The 16,696-nt window shown below is 44.4% G+C and carries 13 protein-coding genes; 6 read left to right on the top strand and 7 right to left on the bottom strand.

Going from position 1 to position 16,696, the window contains the following annotated elements; all coding sequences use genetic code 11:
* Nucleotides 1-45: 45 nt before the first annotated feature.
* Nucleotides 46-1,170 carry an alanine dehydrogenase gene (gene ald / locus R7Q38_RS10890; protein ID WP_005378241.1) on the top strand — a complete coding sequence of 375 codons (1,125 nt, stop codon included), beginning with the start codon at nt 46-48 and terminating at the stop codon, nt 1,168-1,170.
* A 93-nt stretch (nt 1,171-1,263) separates the two neighbouring features.
* Here ald and R7Q38_RS10885 read toward each other — a convergent pair whose 3' ends face one another.
* Nucleotides 1,264-2,460, bottom strand: coding sequence for a methyltransferase (locus R7Q38_RS10885; protein WP_213970495.1), 1,197 nt, complete (start codon nt 2,458-2,460; stop codon nt 1,264-1,266).
* A gap of 53 nt (nt 2,461-2,513) precedes the next feature.
* The gene (gene cysB / locus R7Q38_RS10880; protein WP_005388967.1) at nt 2,514-3,488 is read right to left on the bottom strand and encodes an HTH-type transcriptional regulator CysB; all 975 of its coding nucleotides are present in this window, start codon (nt 3,486-3,488) and stop codon (nt 2,514-2,516) included.
* Nucleotides 3,489-3,801: 313 nt separating this feature from the next.
* Between cysB and R7Q38_RS10875 the strand changes: the two genes are divergently transcribed.
* Together R7Q38_RS10875 and miaE are read left to right on the top strand one after the other, a co-directional pair.
* Nucleotides 3,802-4,566 carry a hypothetical protein gene (locus R7Q38_RS10875; RefSeq protein ID WP_033905073.1) on the top strand — a complete coding sequence of 255 codons (765 nt, stop codon included), beginning with the start codon at nt 3,802-3,804 and terminating at the stop codon, nt 4,564-4,566.
* Nucleotides 4,567-4,663: 97 nt separating this feature from the next.
* The gene (gene miaE / locus R7Q38_RS10870; RefSeq protein WP_017634952.1) at nt 4,664-5,434 is read left to right on the top strand and encodes a tRNA isopentenyl-2-thiomethyl-A-37 hydroxylase MiaE; all 771 of its coding nucleotides are present in this window, start codon (nt 4,664-4,666) and stop codon (nt 5,432-5,434) included.
* 125 nt (nt 5,435-5,559) lie between these two features.
* Here the strand turns inward: miaE and R7Q38_RS10865 are convergent, their stop codons facing one another.
* Together R7Q38_RS10865 and R7Q38_RS10860 are read right to left on the bottom strand one after the other, a co-directional pair.
* Nucleotides 5,560-7,188 carry a methyl-accepting chemotaxis protein gene (locus R7Q38_RS10865; RefSeq protein WP_318114215.1) on the bottom strand — a complete coding sequence of 543 codons (1,629 nt, stop codon included), beginning with the start codon at nt 7,186-7,188 and terminating at the stop codon, nt 5,560-5,562.
* 154 nt (nt 7,189-7,342) lie between these two features.
* Nucleotides 7,343-7,609, bottom strand: a complete 267-nt coding sequence (locus tag R7Q38_RS10860; RefSeq protein ID WP_005388970.1) for a hypothetical protein — start codon at nt 7,607-7,609, stop codon at nt 7,343-7,345.
* Nucleotides 7,610-7,900: 291 nt separating this feature from the next.
* Here R7Q38_RS10860 and R7Q38_RS10855 point away from each other — a divergent pair, with 291 nt between their 5' ends.
* Both R7Q38_RS10855 and R7Q38_RS10850 read left to right on the top strand, forming a co-directional pair.
* Nucleotides 7,901-9,229, top strand: a complete 1,329-nt coding sequence (locus tag R7Q38_RS10855) for a sphingomyelin phosphodiesterase (RefSeq protein WP_213901065.1) — start codon at nt 7,901-7,903, stop codon at nt 9,227-9,229.
* Nucleotides 9,226-10,182, top strand: coding sequence for a hypothetical protein (locus R7Q38_RS10850; protein WP_064368018.1), 957 nt, complete (start codon nt 9,226-9,228; stop codon nt 10,180-10,182). The genes R7Q38_RS10855 and R7Q38_RS10850 overlap by 4 nt, the downstream gene beginning before the upstream one ends.
* A gap of 84 nt (nt 10,183-10,266) precedes the next feature.
* Here the strand turns inward: R7Q38_RS10850 and trpS are convergent, their stop codons facing one another.
* Entirely contained in the window at nt 10,267-11,289 is a 1,023-nt protein-coding gene (gene trpS / locus R7Q38_RS10845) for a tryptophan--tRNA ligase (RefSeq protein WP_025766897.1), read from the bottom strand.
* A 601-nt stretch (nt 11,290-11,890) separates the two neighbouring features.
* Here trpS and R7Q38_RS10840 point away from each other — a divergent pair.
* Entirely contained in the window at nt 11,891-12,847 is a 957-nt protein-coding gene (locus R7Q38_RS10840; RefSeq protein ID WP_005388415.1) for an AEC family transporter, read from the top strand.
* Nucleotides 12,848-12,891: 44 nt separating this feature from the next.
* On the opposite strand, the gene R7Q38_RS10835 is transcribed toward R7Q38_RS10840, so the two are convergent.
* Nucleotides 12,892-13,347 (bottom strand): MarR family winged helix-turn-helix transcriptional regulator, encoded by a 456-nt coding sequence (locus R7Q38_RS10835; protein WP_017635039.1) that lies wholly within the window; start codon nt 13,345-13,347, stop codon nt 12,892-12,894.
* A gap of 187 nt (nt 13,348-13,534) precedes the next feature.
* On the bottom strand, nt 13,535-16,696 hold the full coding sequence (locus R7Q38_RS10830) for an efflux RND transporter permease subunit (RefSeq protein ID WP_005378264.1): 3,162 nt from the start codon (nt 16,694-16,696) through the stop codon (nt 13,535-13,537).

Here is a 16,696-nt window from a genome sequence, read left to right as displayed (position 1 = left end):
ACCCTACTAACAGTTAATACAACCATTATAGAAAGAGGATACAGGATGATCATTGGCGTACCTAAGGAAATCAAGAATCACGAATATCGTGTTGGTATGATCCCAGCTAGCGTGAGAGAACTCATCTCACATGGTCACCAAGTTTTAGTTGAGACCAATGCAGGTGCCGGCATTGGTTTTTCAGACGATGATTACATCGCTGTCGGCGCATCCATTCTCCCTCATGCTGCTGACGTATTTGCGCAAGCAGACATGATTGTAAAAGTAAAAGAACCCCAAGCAGTAGAGAGAGCAATGCTCCGCGAAGGGCAAATTTTATTTACTTATTTACACCTAGCACCAGATTTTCCACAAACTGATGAGCTAATCAAGAGCAAAGCTGTCTGTATAGCCTATGAGACTGTAACAGATAATATGGGTCGTTTGCCACTGTTAGCACCAATGTCAGAAGTGGCAGGTCGGATGTCTATCCAAGCTGGCGCGCAAACGTTGGAAAAATCGCACGGCGGTCGTGGTCTACTCCTAGGCGGCGTACCTGGTGTTGAACCTGCAAAAGTCGTTATCGTTGGTGGTGGCGTTGTTGGTGCAAACGCTGCTCGTATGGCGGTTGGCCTTCGCGCTGACGTCACTATTCTAGACCGTAACGTAGACACACTTCGTAAGCTTGACGAAGAATTCCAAGGTCGCGCAAAAGTGGTTTATTCTACTGAAGACGCTATCGAGAAGCATGTTCTAGAAGCGGACCTTGTTATCGGTGCCGTTCTAATTCCTGGCGCAGCAGCACCTAAACTGGTCACTAAAGAGCACATTGCTAAGATGAAGCCTGGTGCGGCAGTGGTTGACGTGGCAATTGACCAAGGCGGTTGTTTCGAAACTTCGCACGCGACAACTCACGCAGATCCAACTTACATCGTTGATGAAGTGGTTCACTACTGTGTAGCAAATATGCCTGGCGCAGTTGCTCGCACTTCAACATTTGCACTCAACAACGCTACACTTCCATACATCGTGAAGTTAGCAAATAAAGGCTACCGCGAAGCACTTCTAGAAGATAAAGGCTTCCTTGAAGGTCTAAACGTTATTCACGGAAAAGTAACGTGTAAAGAAGTAGCAGAAAGCTTTGACTTGGAATACGTTGAACCAACTCAAGCTATCGCTATGTTTAATTAATGACAAAATAAAACATAACTTGTCACGTTTTGTTTACAAAAGCCCACTCATAAGTGGGCTTTTTCATATAGAGCGTTTGGCTATAAAGAATAACTAAATCTTATATGCACAAATTAAAATATTTCTAGGCGTGACCGATTTAGGGCAAAACTCTGACAATCTAACACGGTAACCACGTTCTTCAAGATAAAGCACTTTGTCTAATGCGAGCCAGATCTCCAACGGACGTTGAAAAACAAGTTGCACTAAGCTCATTCTCTCCATTTGCCAGAAGCGTTGTTCGCTTAACTTTTCAAAATGAGAGAAATCGATTTCTTGAGGAAGAACAATGCCTTTTTGCTCCGCTGCCCAGCGACATAAGGCTTCAAAACCATCACTTAATTGCGACTTACGGATACTCGGCACAGGCTGATACTCTGCCATTCCCAAAGCTTGTCGCGTGATCAAATCAAACCCAAGACGAAACATCATTTCCTGCTGACGATGACGACGCACGCGCTCTCCTCCCGTCACCGTTTGTTGTAATGGGATACGCAGTTCTTGCTTAGACAATGAGAGAGAAGAAGCCCTGCCCGATTCCGACATCGGCTGGTATTGTTCCGACTGAATCAAGTGGTAACAACAAGGTGATATGGTCATCGCAGCAACCCCATTTTCACTGCCGTACTGCATTAGACGAACGTGAAGGTCACCGCATGCATGCAGTGCTACTGCGTGTTGCGTTGGCTTAAACACGGCTTTCGCTTTGCTATCAAACGCGTCGCCTTGAATAAACGTCATCTTCCAATGATGTTCATTGGCTGCTTGTTGCCCCGAATCGCACAGTGCTTGTTGGTATTCAAAGCTGGTTACAGGCTGATCGGTTTGCGTTGTCAGGATTCGCCCCAAGTAACCTTTACCTGAGCACCATTCTAGCCATTCTTCGCCACAGTGTTGTTGAATTGCAGCTTCACCCATTGAGCTAATTTGCTCCAACTTACGTCCCGGAATACCGTTATCTAAACCACGAGCGAGTTCCAAGCCGTTTAACGACAAAAGCTCTAAATGAGTCAGTTCTGCGAGTTGTTCAAGCTCAGACAAAAACGGACTAAGTGCTTTTAACGCGAGTTCTGGTTCTGCTTTGTATTCTTCGATTTGAGAAGGAGTAAGAGACGCTAGCCATTGGCACAGTCGAGGATGTTGTTCCTGCCAAGGTAATGATGTGTGAATGCTGCTTTTAAAAGGCTCGAATCGCCACAAAGATTGGTTTTCGATTAAGCAGTCATTAATAAACTGAAATTGCGTTTTCATAGCTCCCCCTACAACGAGCGCATTGTAGAGGGAATCGAAACATCAATGAAGTGTTATCTGACCGGAAGCTCGATGTCTTTAAACATCTCTTCGATTTCTGCATTAGACTTCAACGAAATCGCCTGCTCAACCACTGGACGCGTTAAGTGCGGTGCAAAACGCTCCATAAAATCGAACATGTAAGAGCGTAAGAATGTACCACGGCGGAAGCCGATGCTCGTGGTGCTCGCGCCAAACAAATGGCTCGCATCTATTGCAACCAAGTCACCGTCCTGCTCTTCATCCACAGCCATGCTTGCAATCACACCCACACCAATACCCATACGAACGTAAGTTTTAATGACGTCTGCATCAGTTGCAGTGAACACCACTCGCGGGGTTAAACCTTCGCGGTTGAATGCTGTATCCAGCTCTGAACGGCCAGTAAAACCGAACACGTAAGTGACTAATGGGTAAGCGGCAAGATCACTGATCGTTACTTTGTCTTTCTTCGCTAGTGGGTGGTCTTTAGGCACAACTATTGAACGATTCCAGTGATAACAAGGCAACATGATGGCATCTTGATATAAGTGAAGCGCTTCTGTCGCAATCGCAAAATTCGCTGTGCCTTTAGCTATCGCCTCAGACATTTGTGACGGTGTACCTTGGTGCATGTGTAACGACACTTTTGGATAACGAGAAGTAAAACCTTTGATGACATCTGGCAGTGCATAACGAGCCTGCGTATGTGTCGTGGTGATATTCAGCGTCCCCATTTCTGGATGGGTGTGCTCTCCAGCCACCGCTTTGATACTTTCTACACGAGCGAGAATTTCTTGAGAGATACGTACAATTTCTTCACCAGCTGGCGTCACTTGCGTTAAGTGCTTACCGCTACGTTCAAAAATCTGAATGCCTAACTCATCTTCCAGCAACCGAACCTGTTTACTGATACCTGGCTGAGAGGTATATAAGCTTTCCGCCGTTGCAGATACATTCAGATTATGGTTTACAACCTCAACAATATACTTCAGCTGCTGCAGTTTCATCGTAATCCCTTACTTATTCATGAGAGAGTTTATTGGCCACTCAAGCGAGCGATATAATAATTAGTTATAACGCGTTCAAATCGAAATGAACAGCAATTTCTAACTTATACCTCAATCACATACTAATAATCTTCAAGCAAGAAACAATATGCACAAAGTTGAGCCAATAAATGACCGAAGTTCTATGATGTGACTTCTATCAGTAACTAAAACGTGGGAGAGACAAAATAATCAAACAAATAAGGTGCCGAGTAAGATAAGATTCATGTATTCTTTAACGCTAGCCGCAGAAAAGTAAAGCAGACGCAAAGATATGAATATTGGTTTAATAATCGCTTTGGTAGCCATCCTACTGGTGTTAATCCTAGGCTATAACATTATGTTGCAATATAAGGTTAAAGTTGAAACCGCAAAAAGGCAGGAATCAGCGCGATATGTAGCCTTGATAGATGGTACTGAAGAGTTGATTGGTCATGCGCACCATATCCCTTTTAGTAAAGAGCTGTTGCTGTGTCTAAACAATCGTATTCTTGACGCGCTAGAGAGCATGCATGAGCTGGACCCGAAGAACAAGCAACTTGCTCAACGTATCGAAAATATGAAGCAGCAGATTACGCAGCTAAAAGAGAATGGCCCTACTGGCGAGAGTACCACTTTCAAGATGCCGAGTAGTGACAAACAAGCTATCGTCATGCTTAAGCTGGTTAAACGACTTCGCGACACTATCCGTAACGAGCACAACAAAGGCCGATTGGATACCCAGACTTACGTAACCGAAAATGCGCGCTTGGAAACGATGCAAATTCGCATCAACATTGAAAATGTCATCAAAAGAGCAAACGACTCTATCTCTCGTGGCCAACCAGGCACCGCGCTTCAACTGCTGCGTAAAGGTATCGATGCTTTGAGCACTAAGAGCGATCCTTATTCTATTCAAGCGAAACAAAAGCTTGAAGAGATGTTAGGTGACTTAGATAAAAAGCGCCAAGATAAAAGCGATGCCGAAATGCAGCAGATTGCTGACAAAGAGCGTGACAATGACATGGAAGCTCTCTTCGGCGAGAAGAAAAAGTGGTAACATTCACTTCAGGTCAAAAAAGGCTGCAATTGCAGCCTTTTTTCTATCCGCAAGACAACGGATATGCCCAATAAAAATGTGAAGTACTAAAACTAAAATGATGAATCTAGACGCCTATCAAGATCTTCTTGCTCCCATTAACCAATTTCTGCGATGCAGTACACCTGATGAATGGGTAGAGGAAGCAAAGAAACCAGAGAACCTTCAAACCATTTTGTTAGACCACCTACTGTGCGAACTAAAAGCTGGCCAATCTGCCATGTTTTTAATTCGTAAGTATGCCGTTGACCAATCCAGTTCACATGCTCTACTTGACTGGTTTAAGCCCTACGAAGATTTTGCTTACCGTAACGTAGGCTCATTGGAAACTTTAAAAGGCAAGAGCAATATTTCTAAGTCAATCATGGCTAAGTCCGACTCACCATACAGCCAAGATTTGATCGATAAGATGGTGCTTTTGATAAAAGAGGAGTTACACCACTTTTATCAAGTTTTAGAGATCATGGAAAGTCGTGGAATTGAGTATAAAAATATTCCAGCAAGTCGCTATGCTAAAGGACTGATTTCGCATATGAAGACTCATGAGCCGGAAACGCTGATCGATAAACTCATCATTGGTGCGTACATCGAAGCCCGATCTTGTGAGCGTTTTGCCAAACTAGCACCACATATGGATGACGATATCGCAAAGTTCTACATTTCTTTATTACGTTCAGAAGCACGCCATTACCAGGATTATCTTGTATTAGCGGAGCAAATCGCAGGCAAAGATATCAGCGAGCGCATCGCCTACTTTGGACGTATCGAGGCAGATTTAATTTCTACGCCAGATACAGATTTTAAGTTTCACAGTGGTATTCCAGCCTAGCGAGCATATTCTCCCAAGGTTGAGCATACTCTGAACTTATATAGACAGAGAATAAATAAGCCGGACATTTCGTCCGGCTTATTTATTGTAGCAATGAGGTTAGGAATAAAGCTGAAACACAACAGCTAGAGCTGGAATGAACCCATTCGAGTTTTCAAGTTGTGCGCTAGGCTACTAATCTGCTGACAAGCCACAGCCGTTTGTGAAGCTCCCTCAGCCATCTCTGTTGAAGCACTATTAATATGCTCCACACTGCGATTCAGCTCTTCGGATACAGAATTCTGCTCACTGCACGCCGTTGCGATTTGTGTGCTCATTTGCGCTATGTTATCGACAGAATGTTCAATTTCTTTTATCTGGCTATCAGCATCATTAACTTGCTCAACACACTGAGAAATACCCTCCTGACAATCACGGCTTGAATGCCCTATTTTACTGCTGCTCTCTTGTAGTTGATTAACAATTTCCACAATTTGTGAAGTGGAGTCTTGAGTGCGTTGCGCCAGAGAACGAACCTCATCTGCCACAACAGCAAACCCACGTCCTTGTTCACCTGCCCGAGCGGCTTCAATTGCGGCGTTCAGTGCTAACAAGTTTGTTTGCTCCGCAATCCCGCGGATCACATCGACGACCACATTGATATTGTTTGAGCTTGATTCAAGCTCACGTGCCAGTTCATCTGATTCTTGGATCGTATGTGATACACGCTCAATTACTGCGATAGTTTGTTGTAACGTCGCCGTTCCTTGCTTTGCCACTTCCGCAGCCGAATAAGCAGAGGTTGCGCCAACTTCGGTATTTTGTGCCACTTCACTTACAGCAGCTTGCATTTCTGTCATCGCAGAAGCCACCGAGCTAAGTTCAATTTGTTGATTTTGCATACCAGAAGCGGTCTGAGAAGAAATAGCACTCACTTCCTCTACTGCTGCCGTTAGCTGAATCGTTGAGCCATTAATCTCAGAAACCAACGAATGTAAGTTTGTTTGCATACCGACAAGCTCTTTGAGCAGCGTTCCTAACTCGTCTTTGCTCAATTCGCTTTCGTCGATTTGATTATTCAATTGACCTTTGGCGATTTTGGAAGCGAATTCCAGTGCTCGATCAACAGGCCCGCAGATGACTCGAGAAAGCAACATGGCAGACATTACCATGACCAATGCGACGACAAGCGCACCAACAGCAGCGCTGTATTGTGTAAATGCCGCTTCACTTTGTACTTCTTCGCCAATCAAATTCACCAACTCATCGTTCAACGCGAGGGTATCATCCAAGCTGCTCAACGCTTTTGAGTAGGTATCGAAACTTGATAAAATTACATCATTTGCACTTTCAGCATCGCCTTGGCTTAGCAATACGTTGTAAGTCTTCGTTTCTTTGATGTATTGATTCCAAGTTTCTTTAAAAACGCTAAAGGACTGCGTTTCACGCTTATTAAGGTCGAGCTTTTCGTATTCTGCAATACCAGCCTGCACATCAGAACGCCATTGGTCGAGGCCTTTTAACCACTCACCAATTTTGGGGTGATTTGCGTTTGGCAATAAAGAGAACTCATCTTTACGCACTTTAGTAATATCAACTTGGATACCTTTCAAAATCGCAACAGAAGGTAAACTTTTATCTGTTAGCACTGAGATGTCTTTATTCAGTGTTAACAAACCTTGCACCAACATTACTGACACTAAACCAAACACGGCAAAAACGGTTAAATAACTAACCGATATTTTCTTTACGACACTTAAGTCTTTAATACGCATGCACTTTCTCCCCGCAGCCTTTCCAAACCTCTCACTTAAGTGAAAGCTTAACCTCTAAAACACACTGTTTTTGCGCTCGATATCATTGAACGCTCTTATATACATCGGCTTGAGAGATCAAATCTTGACCAGTAATTGATAGTTTTATCACATGCTATTTTAGAGATAGGCTCGTATGCTCCGTATTGTGTCTACATCTTTTCATGAGCGCTTCTCGGCGCAGATCCAAGATCTCATCGATGAGCTTTTCTTTCGCGTTTATCCCAAAATGCTGGGCATAATTTTTTACTTTTGCTATCTCATTAGGCTGCAAGCGGTACACCTCTTTCTTTAAACGCGCTTCTGCTTCACTTCTAATCAGACCTTGCTCTTGTAACAATTTAATGATGGTTTCATCGGTTGGATTTACTGCTCTAGCCATGGTGCTCCATCTATCAATTTGAGTTCTAGCCATATGGCTAGATGAATGACGCCGCACAACTTATAGAGCAAAGATGACAGCTTGATTGCAGTGAATGCAATTCGTTGACTGTTGGTATTATTTTCCACCGCTTCAACGGCCACACACTCAATACCTCCACCCTCACCATTGAATAAAGATCACATTCTGATAACAATTTTCAGCACTGGCTTAGGTGTCATCCATATTTAACGTGCAAGTAACATTTATAAACAAGAATGATTGCTCTAGTTCAAATGATGGAAAAATAAGATGAAATTTTCGCAGTGGAGCCTTTTATTAAGTAGCTTGATAGCGTTACCCAGCATTGCAGATACCGACGTTTACCTAACGAATAACTCTGATCAACCGTTAACTATTCAAGTAAAACATGAAGGTAGTGATTTGCTTCAATACGGGGAAGAATGGCAACAACATGTGCAGGTACTTGGTCCGTGGGAAACTAAATCTGTATTAAGCTTCAACCGCTGGGAGGGCGTGAAATCAAATCAAACTTACCGTTTTGAAACTGTGGTTTCTAGCCCCGAAGGTGAAAGCATAACACTCAATCAAATAATGGAAGGCCATTGGTACAATTCGACCATTGAATACGGCTTGTCCGCAGCCGATGTCGAGTTATCTCTCAAAGATGATCGTAACATTCATCGTGCCAACACTAACGCTTTTGGTGCGAGAGAAACCGAACTGGCATTTAAGTCAGACAGTACCGCTCGATATGATGATCTTTACTACACCATCACGCCAAGCAAGGTAGCGGAGTCTGTCGACAACGAAGAACAAAACCTTAAGTTGATGACTTATAACATCTGGGCGTTGACGGCTATTGCATCGCACATTGGAGATCGTTACGAACTGATTCCTCAACATGTAAAAGGTTACGATGTTTTGGCGCTGCAAGAGGTGTTTGCCAGCGGTCGTGAAGCATTCTTACGTGAGTTAGCCAAGGAATATCCTTACCAAACAAAGATGTTAGATAAAGAAGGCGTTAATATTCATGATGGTGGCGTAATCATAGTTAGTCGCTACCCTATCGTGAATGAAGCGCAGTATGTCTTTCCCGATTGCTCTGGTACAGACTGCTTTGCCGATAAAGGCGTAAATTATGCGGAAATAATTAAAGGTGGTCAGGCTTACCATGTGTTTGCTACCCATACCGCATCTTTCGATACAGACACCGCCCGTGAGTATCGTCAGCGCCAGTTCAAACAAATCCGCGCACTCGCCCAATCTCTTAACATTCCTTCAAGCGAAACTGTGGTATACAGCGGCGACTTTAACGTCAACAAAAGAAAGTTCCCTGGTGACTACCAACAAATGATCGCTAACTTAAGCGCCATAGAGCCTCAGTACTCTGGTTACACGGAGTCAACCTTTGATCCCCGTATCAATAACTTCGCAGGTGAAGCGTTATCAGGTGGCGAAAACGTGGAATACCTTGACTATGTTATGGTGAGTAGTGAATACGGGGTGAAATCATTCAATGACAACCGTGTAGACGTACCGCGCACAACCGCAGAGAGTTTATGGAAACACTACAACCTTTCTGACCATTTCCCAGTAAGCGCAACAATCAAGCCATGAAGAAAATCGCTTTGATAATCATGTCCGCCATTATGGCGGGCATGATATTTTTAACTTTCAGTCACGATGTTCAAAAAGAAGAGCTCGCTTCCTCTCCTTCCCCTAAGACAAAAAATCAGAATGTCTCCAGTACATCACCACAAACAAGCAGCATCGTGCCCGATACAGATACTTCACCACAAACCGCTAAGCTCCCTTCCACAGTTCAAATAACGACTGAGCGATTAACTCAACTCAAAGGCAGGAAACTTGTCGCCGAACTTGAGACGTTTTGGCAAGAGTGTATGTTGAACCGTAGTTGTGAAGAGCAGGTCGCCTTGTTTGAGGCGCATTTATCTTCAGCTCGATTCCAGCTTTTGGCGAACTACCCTCAGCTCAGCAGCCAATGGCAAGAGAGTGTAGGAAATTTGTTATTTGATGAGCAACAATCACTGGCGTCGCGTGTTGCACAGCTGAAGAACGAAGCAAGAAGCATCTGGGGGGAATTGGCTGATGTTGTTTTTGCGGATGAGTTCGCGCTGTACGATTTCAACTTAGAAGCCCAAAAGCTGGACACTCAAAGCCCAGATAACTTTTTGCGAGCTTTCGAGCAACTCACCATTGACTGGCAAGAACATGCAGGTGCTATCGGGCTAACAAGCGACCAGGAAAAATATGAGCGTGCGGTCACCCTGATTCCTAATAGTATGAGCCTACCAGATCGCTTGGCGATCATCGCAGAGCTAGAACGAACTTACTTAACGAAAGAAGAAACTAAAAACATTCACGCTCGTGAGCAACAAATTGCTGAGCAAAAAGAGCAAGTCAGAGGTTACCAACAAGCATTGCAACAACTTGAGTCCAGGCTCAGAAAAGAGAGAGCCACAAGCCATTCAAATTTGTCAGAACCGGAATGGCAAAGCTATTACCAACAAGAAGTCGCGGATTTTCGTCGTGAATTTTTTTCTTCTTAATAATGCGCTTTGACTGACTGGGAACTTAAAAAGGCACGTTGCTAACCAGCCGTCGTGCCTTATGTTCAACTCTCTACTTTTAATTCAGAACAAATTTAAACCAAATACATCTTTCACATCAAATAGCACTTTTTCGGTTTTCTCGCGAGAACGCTCACTACCTTGTTTTAAAATATCAATCAGCTGCGCTTTATCATTCAAATACATAGCGCGCTTTTCTCGAATAGGGCGAAGCATTTCTTGTAAGCATTCTTCTAACACTTTCTTGGTCAAACCATCACCTAATCCACCTCGTCGATAATGGTCTTTTAGCTGTTCGACATAATTTTTATCAGGATGAAAAGCATCGAGGTAGATGAATACAATATTCCCTTCGACTTGGCCAGGGTCCTCAATTTTCAGATGATTGGGATCGGTATACATAGATTTCACTGCCGCGGAAATCTCCTTTTCGGAGGCGCCTAAGTTGATTGCGTTCCCCATGCTTTTAGACATCTTATTTTTACCGTCAGTACTCGGCAAACGAGGTGCATCGCTAAGTAATGGACGGCATTCTCTAAGAACCTCTTTTCCACCCAGATGGTTTATTTTTCTCACGATTTCATTAGTTTGCTCTAACATCGGCAGTTGGTCATCACCCACTGGTACTAGCGTCGCATGAAACCCCGTAATATCAGCAGCTTGAGAAATTGGATACGTTAAAAAGCCTGCGGGAATAGAGCGTTCAAAGCCTTTACTTTGAATCTCATTTTTAACCGTGGGGTTTCGCTCTAATCGTGCGATAGAAACAAGATTACTGTAATACATTGTCAACTCGGCTAACGCTGGAATTTGAGACTGCAACGTGATCGTAGTTTGAGCGGGGTTGATACCAACAGCCAAATAATCTGCAACGACATTGAGAATATTAGAGGATACCTTTGATGGGTTATGCGCGTTATCCGTCAGCCCTTGCATGTCCGCAACCAAGATCGTTTGCTCGTGCTCCGTTTGCAATTTGACTCGTTGTTGCAATGAACCAATATAGTGCCCGAGGTGTAATGGACCTGTTGCTCGATCTCCGGTAAGTATAATTTCACGCTGAGATGTATTTTTATGGCTATTCATATTTGTCTCCAAGTATTTAATAGATCGCTACTGGAGATAAAAAGATCAAACACTCTTAGCTACCATCCAGCAGCTTAAGAATGTAAGTATTCCGCGCCGCTCTATTTAGAGCGCCACCAAGAGAAGGTTGTTAATGAAGGGCGAACGTGTATTTTCATGTTTTTTAAACTAACAGCACACACCGCAGAACTCAATCTGTTTTGTACTGAATTAGTGTGAGTGTTCCAACAGCCAATTAAGAGGATTACATTGGTAAAGACATCGCAATGACCAAAACCGCACCAAATACCGAACCAGAGACAAACGCACACAGTACAGTTTTGTTGTGTTTCCTTTTCATTGATGAACTCCTATCCATAACTACGATGACCAGCCCTCACATCTAATACGCATGTGGATGCATCACGACAACGAGTTAACCAACATATCGCACGTAGGACCAGTACCGCTTTGTTAAATTGGGACCTCGTCCATAACTTGGAGTGTAAATGACTCCGGAACCTACAACAGAAGAAAATTTCATCACGTTACTGTCCTACCCTCCGGGTTTGTGGCTTAATAGGCAGCAGGAACACTTTTTTCTTTTACTGCGGATACTTACATGGAAGCTGTTTTACATCAGTTGCAATTCTCTTTGTCGATAACCGGACCTATCTGTTTGATGTTGGTACTTGGCGTTCTTTTTAAGCGCTTTGGTCTAATCAACGATAATTTTATCGAAGTAGGCTCTAAACTGGTGTTTCAAGTTACCTTGCCTGCAATGTTATTTGTCAGCATTGTGGCTTCAGAACACGACTTTTCCGCGGCAAGTGGATTCGTCAATTTCGGCGTCATCGCTAGTATTTCGTTTTTCATTTTCACCTACCTTTCCGTCAAACTTCTGTTCAAAGCGTCGCCTGACCAAGGCGTTCTCATCCAAGGTGGGTTCCGAGCAAATACAGGTATTATTGGTATCGCTTACGTTGCCAATGCGTATGGTTCTCAAGGTGTGGCGCTAGCAGCGCTCTATGTCGCGGTCACCACATTTATTTATAACGTCCAAGCGGTAATTTGCTTATCGCCCAAGGGGGCAACGTCTGCCTCGCAAGCAGCAAAGATGATGGGCCGAACACTGACTAGGAATCCGCTCATAATCTCCATTGTTCTAGGAATGGCTTTTTATTTACTCGCTATTCCAGTACCGAATGTGGTTATTGATGCAGGAGACTACTTGTCCAAAATGACATTGCCTTTGGCGCTGTTGTGTACGGGTGGCTCACTTGACTTTAGCTTGATGAGAAAAGAGAAAGGTCCATCTTGGTTTGCGAGCAGTTACAAGCTCATCGTAGCGCCAGTCATCATCACCATGGGAGCGTACTTAGTAGGATTTCGAGGAATTGAGCTAGGTATTCTTTTCTTTATGAACGCCTCTCCAGTCGCTGCTGCCAGCTATGTCATGGCGCGTTCCATGGGAGGCAATGCCACGTTAGCTGCAAATATCATCGCACTCACTACGGTGCTTTCTACCGTGACCTGTACGTTGGGCATCCTATTTCTTAAGTTCTACAACTTAATATAATTGGTCTGCGATAAAATAAAGACGCTAAACGGCATTGATGTCAGTTACTGGTCGTGATTCGCAAAAGTGAGCTTTCTTACCAGACGAAAAAATTCACTCGCTTCAGATTCCGACAAACAAGAAAAAAACTCTTTCTGTAAATTCGTCATGATTTGATGAACTTGCTTTAAAGCATTTGCCCCCTCTTTTGTCATGCTTAGCATTTTAAGGCGCTGATTCGATTTACTTTTAGACACTTGAACAAACCCTCTCTTTTCCAGATTGTCCACCATCCGCTTTGCTACACTTCGCTCAGTTCGAACCGCATCAGCCAACGCTTGCTGGCTCATAGGTTGAAATTCTTCTAAAGCGGCCAGTGCACTTGCCATTTCTAGTGTCATCAAATTTTGCCGAGAGAGCTCAGCTTGGGCACGATTGCGGTACATGCGCTGCATCACACCGCAGACAAACATAGGGCTTTGATCCAAAACGGAAATTGGGGAAATTTTCTGATCTTTCATCGTCGTTTTTCTTCTTTAGGCTTTCATTCGGCCGAAAAGGCTGTGCTGATACTGCACACAACACGCCGTCTTTCAGGCTCGCGTCATAAACGGTAACCACCAAGTGAAAACATAAAATAAAGAGCGCCGAAGCGCCCTTTAATCGTGTTTATTATCACTAGTATAACTCAGTTAAAACAACCAAGTCCTACTCGCTTTGCTGAGTGGGTTTAGTGCTGGTCTCAGACAACTCTGCCTCCGACTCTTTTCTCGCACGTCGATCAAACAATCGCTCAACCACTACAAAGAAGATTGGGACGAAGAATATACCCAATATCGTGGCACTGATCATGCCACCAAGTACGCCGGTACCTACTGCGTTTTGACCTGCCGATCCCACACCTGAACTGATAGCAAGTGGTACCACACCCAAACCAAAAGCAAGCGATGTCATGATAATTGGGCGCAGACGAACGCGAACAGCATGCAGGGTTGCTTCGATAAGCCCAGCGCCTTTCTCATAGTAGTCCTTTGCAAACTCAACAATCAGAATGGCGTTTTTGGTTGCCAAGCCGACCGTAGTTAATAAGCTCACCTGGAAGAACACATCGTTATCCATACTGCGCGTCATTACCGCAAGCACAGCACCAAGCACACCAAGAGGAACAACTAACACCACGGCGAAAGGTACTGACCAACTTTCATACAAAGCGGCAAGAACTAAGAATACGACAAGGATAGATAGCGCATATAGCATCGGCGCTTGGTTTCCGGAAAGGCGCTCTTCATACGAAATACCATTCCAGTTCACCGTGAAACCTTCTGGTAGCTTTTCTACCATTGCTTCAATTTCTTCCATGGCTTCACCAGTACTTACACCAGGAGCTGCACCGCCTTGAATATTCATTGCTGGCAAACCATCAAAGCGCTGCAAAAGAGGAGAACCATATGTCCACTCGCCACTCGCAAAAGCAGAGAAAGGCACCATCTCTCCCTTAGCGTTGCGTACGTACCATGAATCGAAGTCTTTTGGCTGCATGCGGTATTCCGCATCACTTTGCACCATCACTTTCTTCACACGACCGCGATCAATATAATCGTTAATGTAAGCCCCGCCCCATGCAGCTGACAGGATTTGGTTTACGTCATTGATACTGACATCCAAAGCACGAAGTTTGACGTGGTCAATGTTCACTTTGTACATTGGCGCATCTGCCTGACCGTTTGGACGAACACCGACAAGTTTCGGGTTTTGTGCTGCCATGCCCAGAAGTTGCCCTTGAGCCGCAACTAATGCATCGTGCCCTTTATTCAACGAGTCTTGGAGATAGAAATCGAAACCTGTCGAGTTACCTAGCTCTTGAATCGCTGGAGGGGCGAACGCAAACACCAAAGCTTCTTTAATGGTAGAGAAGTACCCCATCGCTCGGCCCGTAATGGAAGCCGCATCAGCGCCAGGCGCTTCACGCTCAGACCAATCTTTCAGACCGATAAATGCCATCCCCATGTTTTGGCCTTGGCCTGCGAAACTAAATCCAGCAACGGAGAAGACGGACTTTACATTGTCTTTTTCGTCTACTAGGTAAAAGTCACGCATTTTCTCAAGTGTTTTTTCCGTCTGTTCTTGTGTTGAGTTAGGCGGCAAAATAGCCATTGAGAATACTGTGCCTTGGTCTTCATCTGGCAAAAATGACGTTGGAAGGTTCATAAATAACCAGCCAGCACCTGCACTCATTGCCAAAAATACAACCAACATGCGACCTGTGCGTTTTAGAAGTTTGGCAACGCCGGTTTCATAGCCTGCTGTCATCGCATCAAACTTGCGGTTAAACCAGCCAAAGAAGCCTTTCTTCTCTAGAAGCTCAGCATCGCCTTTTTTCAGCAACGTAGCACACAATGCTGGAGTCAGAATTATCGCAACCAAAACGGAAAGCGTCATAGCCGCCACAATAGTTATTGAAAACTGACGGTAAATAACCCCGGTAGAACCAGACATAAACGCCATAGGGACGAATACCGCTGAAAGCGTCAACCCCACACCAATCAGGGCACCAGTAATCTGTCCCATCGATTTTTTGGTCGCTTCTTTGGGCTCTAAACCATCTTCATGCATCACACGCTCGACGTTTTCTACCACAACGATGGCATCATCCACCAGCAAACCGATAGCCAGAACCATCGCGAACATGGTTAACGTGTTTACACTAAATCCAGTCGCATACAAAATAGCGAAGGTTCCTAGCAATACGACAGGCACAGCGATCGTTGGAATGATCGTCGCACGGAAGTTCTGCAAGAACAGGTACATGATTAAGAACACAAGAAGAATGGCTTCTAACAGCGTTTTAACCACTTCTTGAATCGAGGCTTTGACGAATGGCGTTGTTTCAAATGGGTAAGCAATCTGCAGCCCTTCTGGGAACGTTGCACTCAGTTGTTCTAAACGCTCTTTTACCGCATTGGCTGTCTCAAGCGCGTTTGCGCCAGTACCTAATGAAATACCTAACCCCGATGCTGGGAAGCCATTATATTGGCCTCGAATATCGTAACTTTCTGCACCACGTTCAACACGAGCTACATCTTTCAAATAAACATTCGAACCACTGGCGTCAGACTTAAGAATGATGTCTTGGAACTCTTCCACACTGCTCAAACGACTTGCAGACGAAATCGTTGCATTCAACAACTGGCCTTCCTGCGCAGGTGCTGCACCAAGTTGACCTGAAGAAACTTGCGCGTTCTGTTCACTGATCGCGTTCGCTACATCGATTGCGGTCAAGTTGAACTGCGTAAGCTTAAATGGATCCAGCCAAACTCGCATCGCATACTGCGCACCAAACGCCTGCACTTGTCCTACGCCAGTTACACGACTTATCGGGTCTTGAATATTCGTTACAACAAAGTCGCCGATATCGTTTTCTGTAAAGTCTGGATCTTCAGAATAAACTGCGACAACCATGAGAAATGCCGTATTGGATTTATTTACGACAATACCTTGGTTTTGTACCTCCATCGGTAATGAAGTCAATGCCAATTGCAGTTTGTTCTGCACCTGTACTTGCGCGATATCAGGGTCAGCTTCGCTATCAAACGTCAGGGTAATTGTCGCATTACCAAATGCATCACTGCTCGATGATAGGTAGCGAAGGTAATCTAATCCCGTCATGTTTTGCTCGATAACTTGCGTTACCGAGTCTTCAACGGTTTTTGCTGATGCACCTGGATAGCGAGCACTGATGGTGATCGTCGTCGGTGAAATCGTTGGGTATTGCGAGACGGGTAAATTGAATAATGACATTACCCCCGCCAACATCGTTAGAATCGCGAGAACCCAAGCAAATACCGGACGATCGATAAAAAATCGTGCCAT

Source organism: Vibrio sp. Vb0598, assembly GCF_033338935.1.
Lineage (GTDB): Bacteria > Pseudomonadota > Gammaproteobacteria > Enterobacterales > Vibrionaceae > Vibrio > Vibrio alginolyticus.
Note: the sequence above shows the minus strand (reverse complement) of the source record. Positions and strands in the feature narration are given on the sequence as shown.

Bases quoted from the DNA above. Each gene is read 5' to 3' on its own strand.
- R7Q38_RS10865 (WP_318114215.1), bottom strand. From the start codon at position 7,188: ATGCGTATTAAAGACTTAAGTGTCGTAAAGAAAATATCGGTTAGTTAT.
- R7Q38_RS10855 (WP_213901065.1), top strand. From the start codon at position 7,901: ATGAAATTTTCGCAGTGGAGCCTTTTATTAAGTAGCTTGATAGCGTTA.
- trpS (WP_025766897.1), bottom strand. From the start codon at position 11,289: ATGAATAGCCATAAAAATACATCTCAGCGTGAAATTATACTTACCGGA.
- R7Q38_RS10885 (WP_213970495.1), bottom strand. From the start codon at position 2,460: ATGAAAACGCAATTTCAGTTTATTAATGACTGCTTAATCGAAAACCAA.
- R7Q38_RS10830 (WP_005378264.1), bottom strand. From the start codon at position 16,696: ATGGCACGATTTTTTATCGATCGTCCGGTATTTGCTTGGGTTCTCGCG.
- cysB (WP_005388967.1), bottom strand. From the start codon at position 3,488: ATGAAACTGCAGCAGCTGAAGTATATTGTTGAGGTTGTAAACCATAAT.
- R7Q38_RS10835 (WP_017635039.1), bottom strand. From the start codon at position 13,347: ATGAAAGATCAGAAAATTTCCCCAATTTCCGTTTTGGATCAAAGCCCT.
- R7Q38_RS10860 (WP_005388970.1), bottom strand. From the start codon at position 7,609: ATGGCTAGAGCAGTAAATCCAACCGATGAAACCATCATTAAATTGTTA.
- R7Q38_RS10850 (WP_064368018.1), top strand. From the start codon at position 9,226: ATGAAGAAAATCGCTTTGATAATCATGTCCGCCATTATGGCGGGCATG.
- ald (WP_005378241.1), top strand. From the start codon at position 46: ATGATCATTGGCGTACCTAAGGAAATCAAGAATCACGAATATCGTGTT.
- R7Q38_RS10840 (WP_005388415.1), top strand. From the start codon at position 11,891: ATGGAAGCTGTTTTACATCAGTTGCAATTCTCTTTGTCGATAACCGGA.
- R7Q38_RS10875 (WP_033905073.1), top strand. From the start codon at position 3,802: ATGAATATTGGTTTAATAATCGCTTTGGTAGCCATCCTACTGGTGTTA.
- miaE (WP_017634952.1), top strand. From the start codon at position 4,664: ATGATGAATCTAGACGCCTATCAAGATCTTCTTGCTCCCATTAACCAA.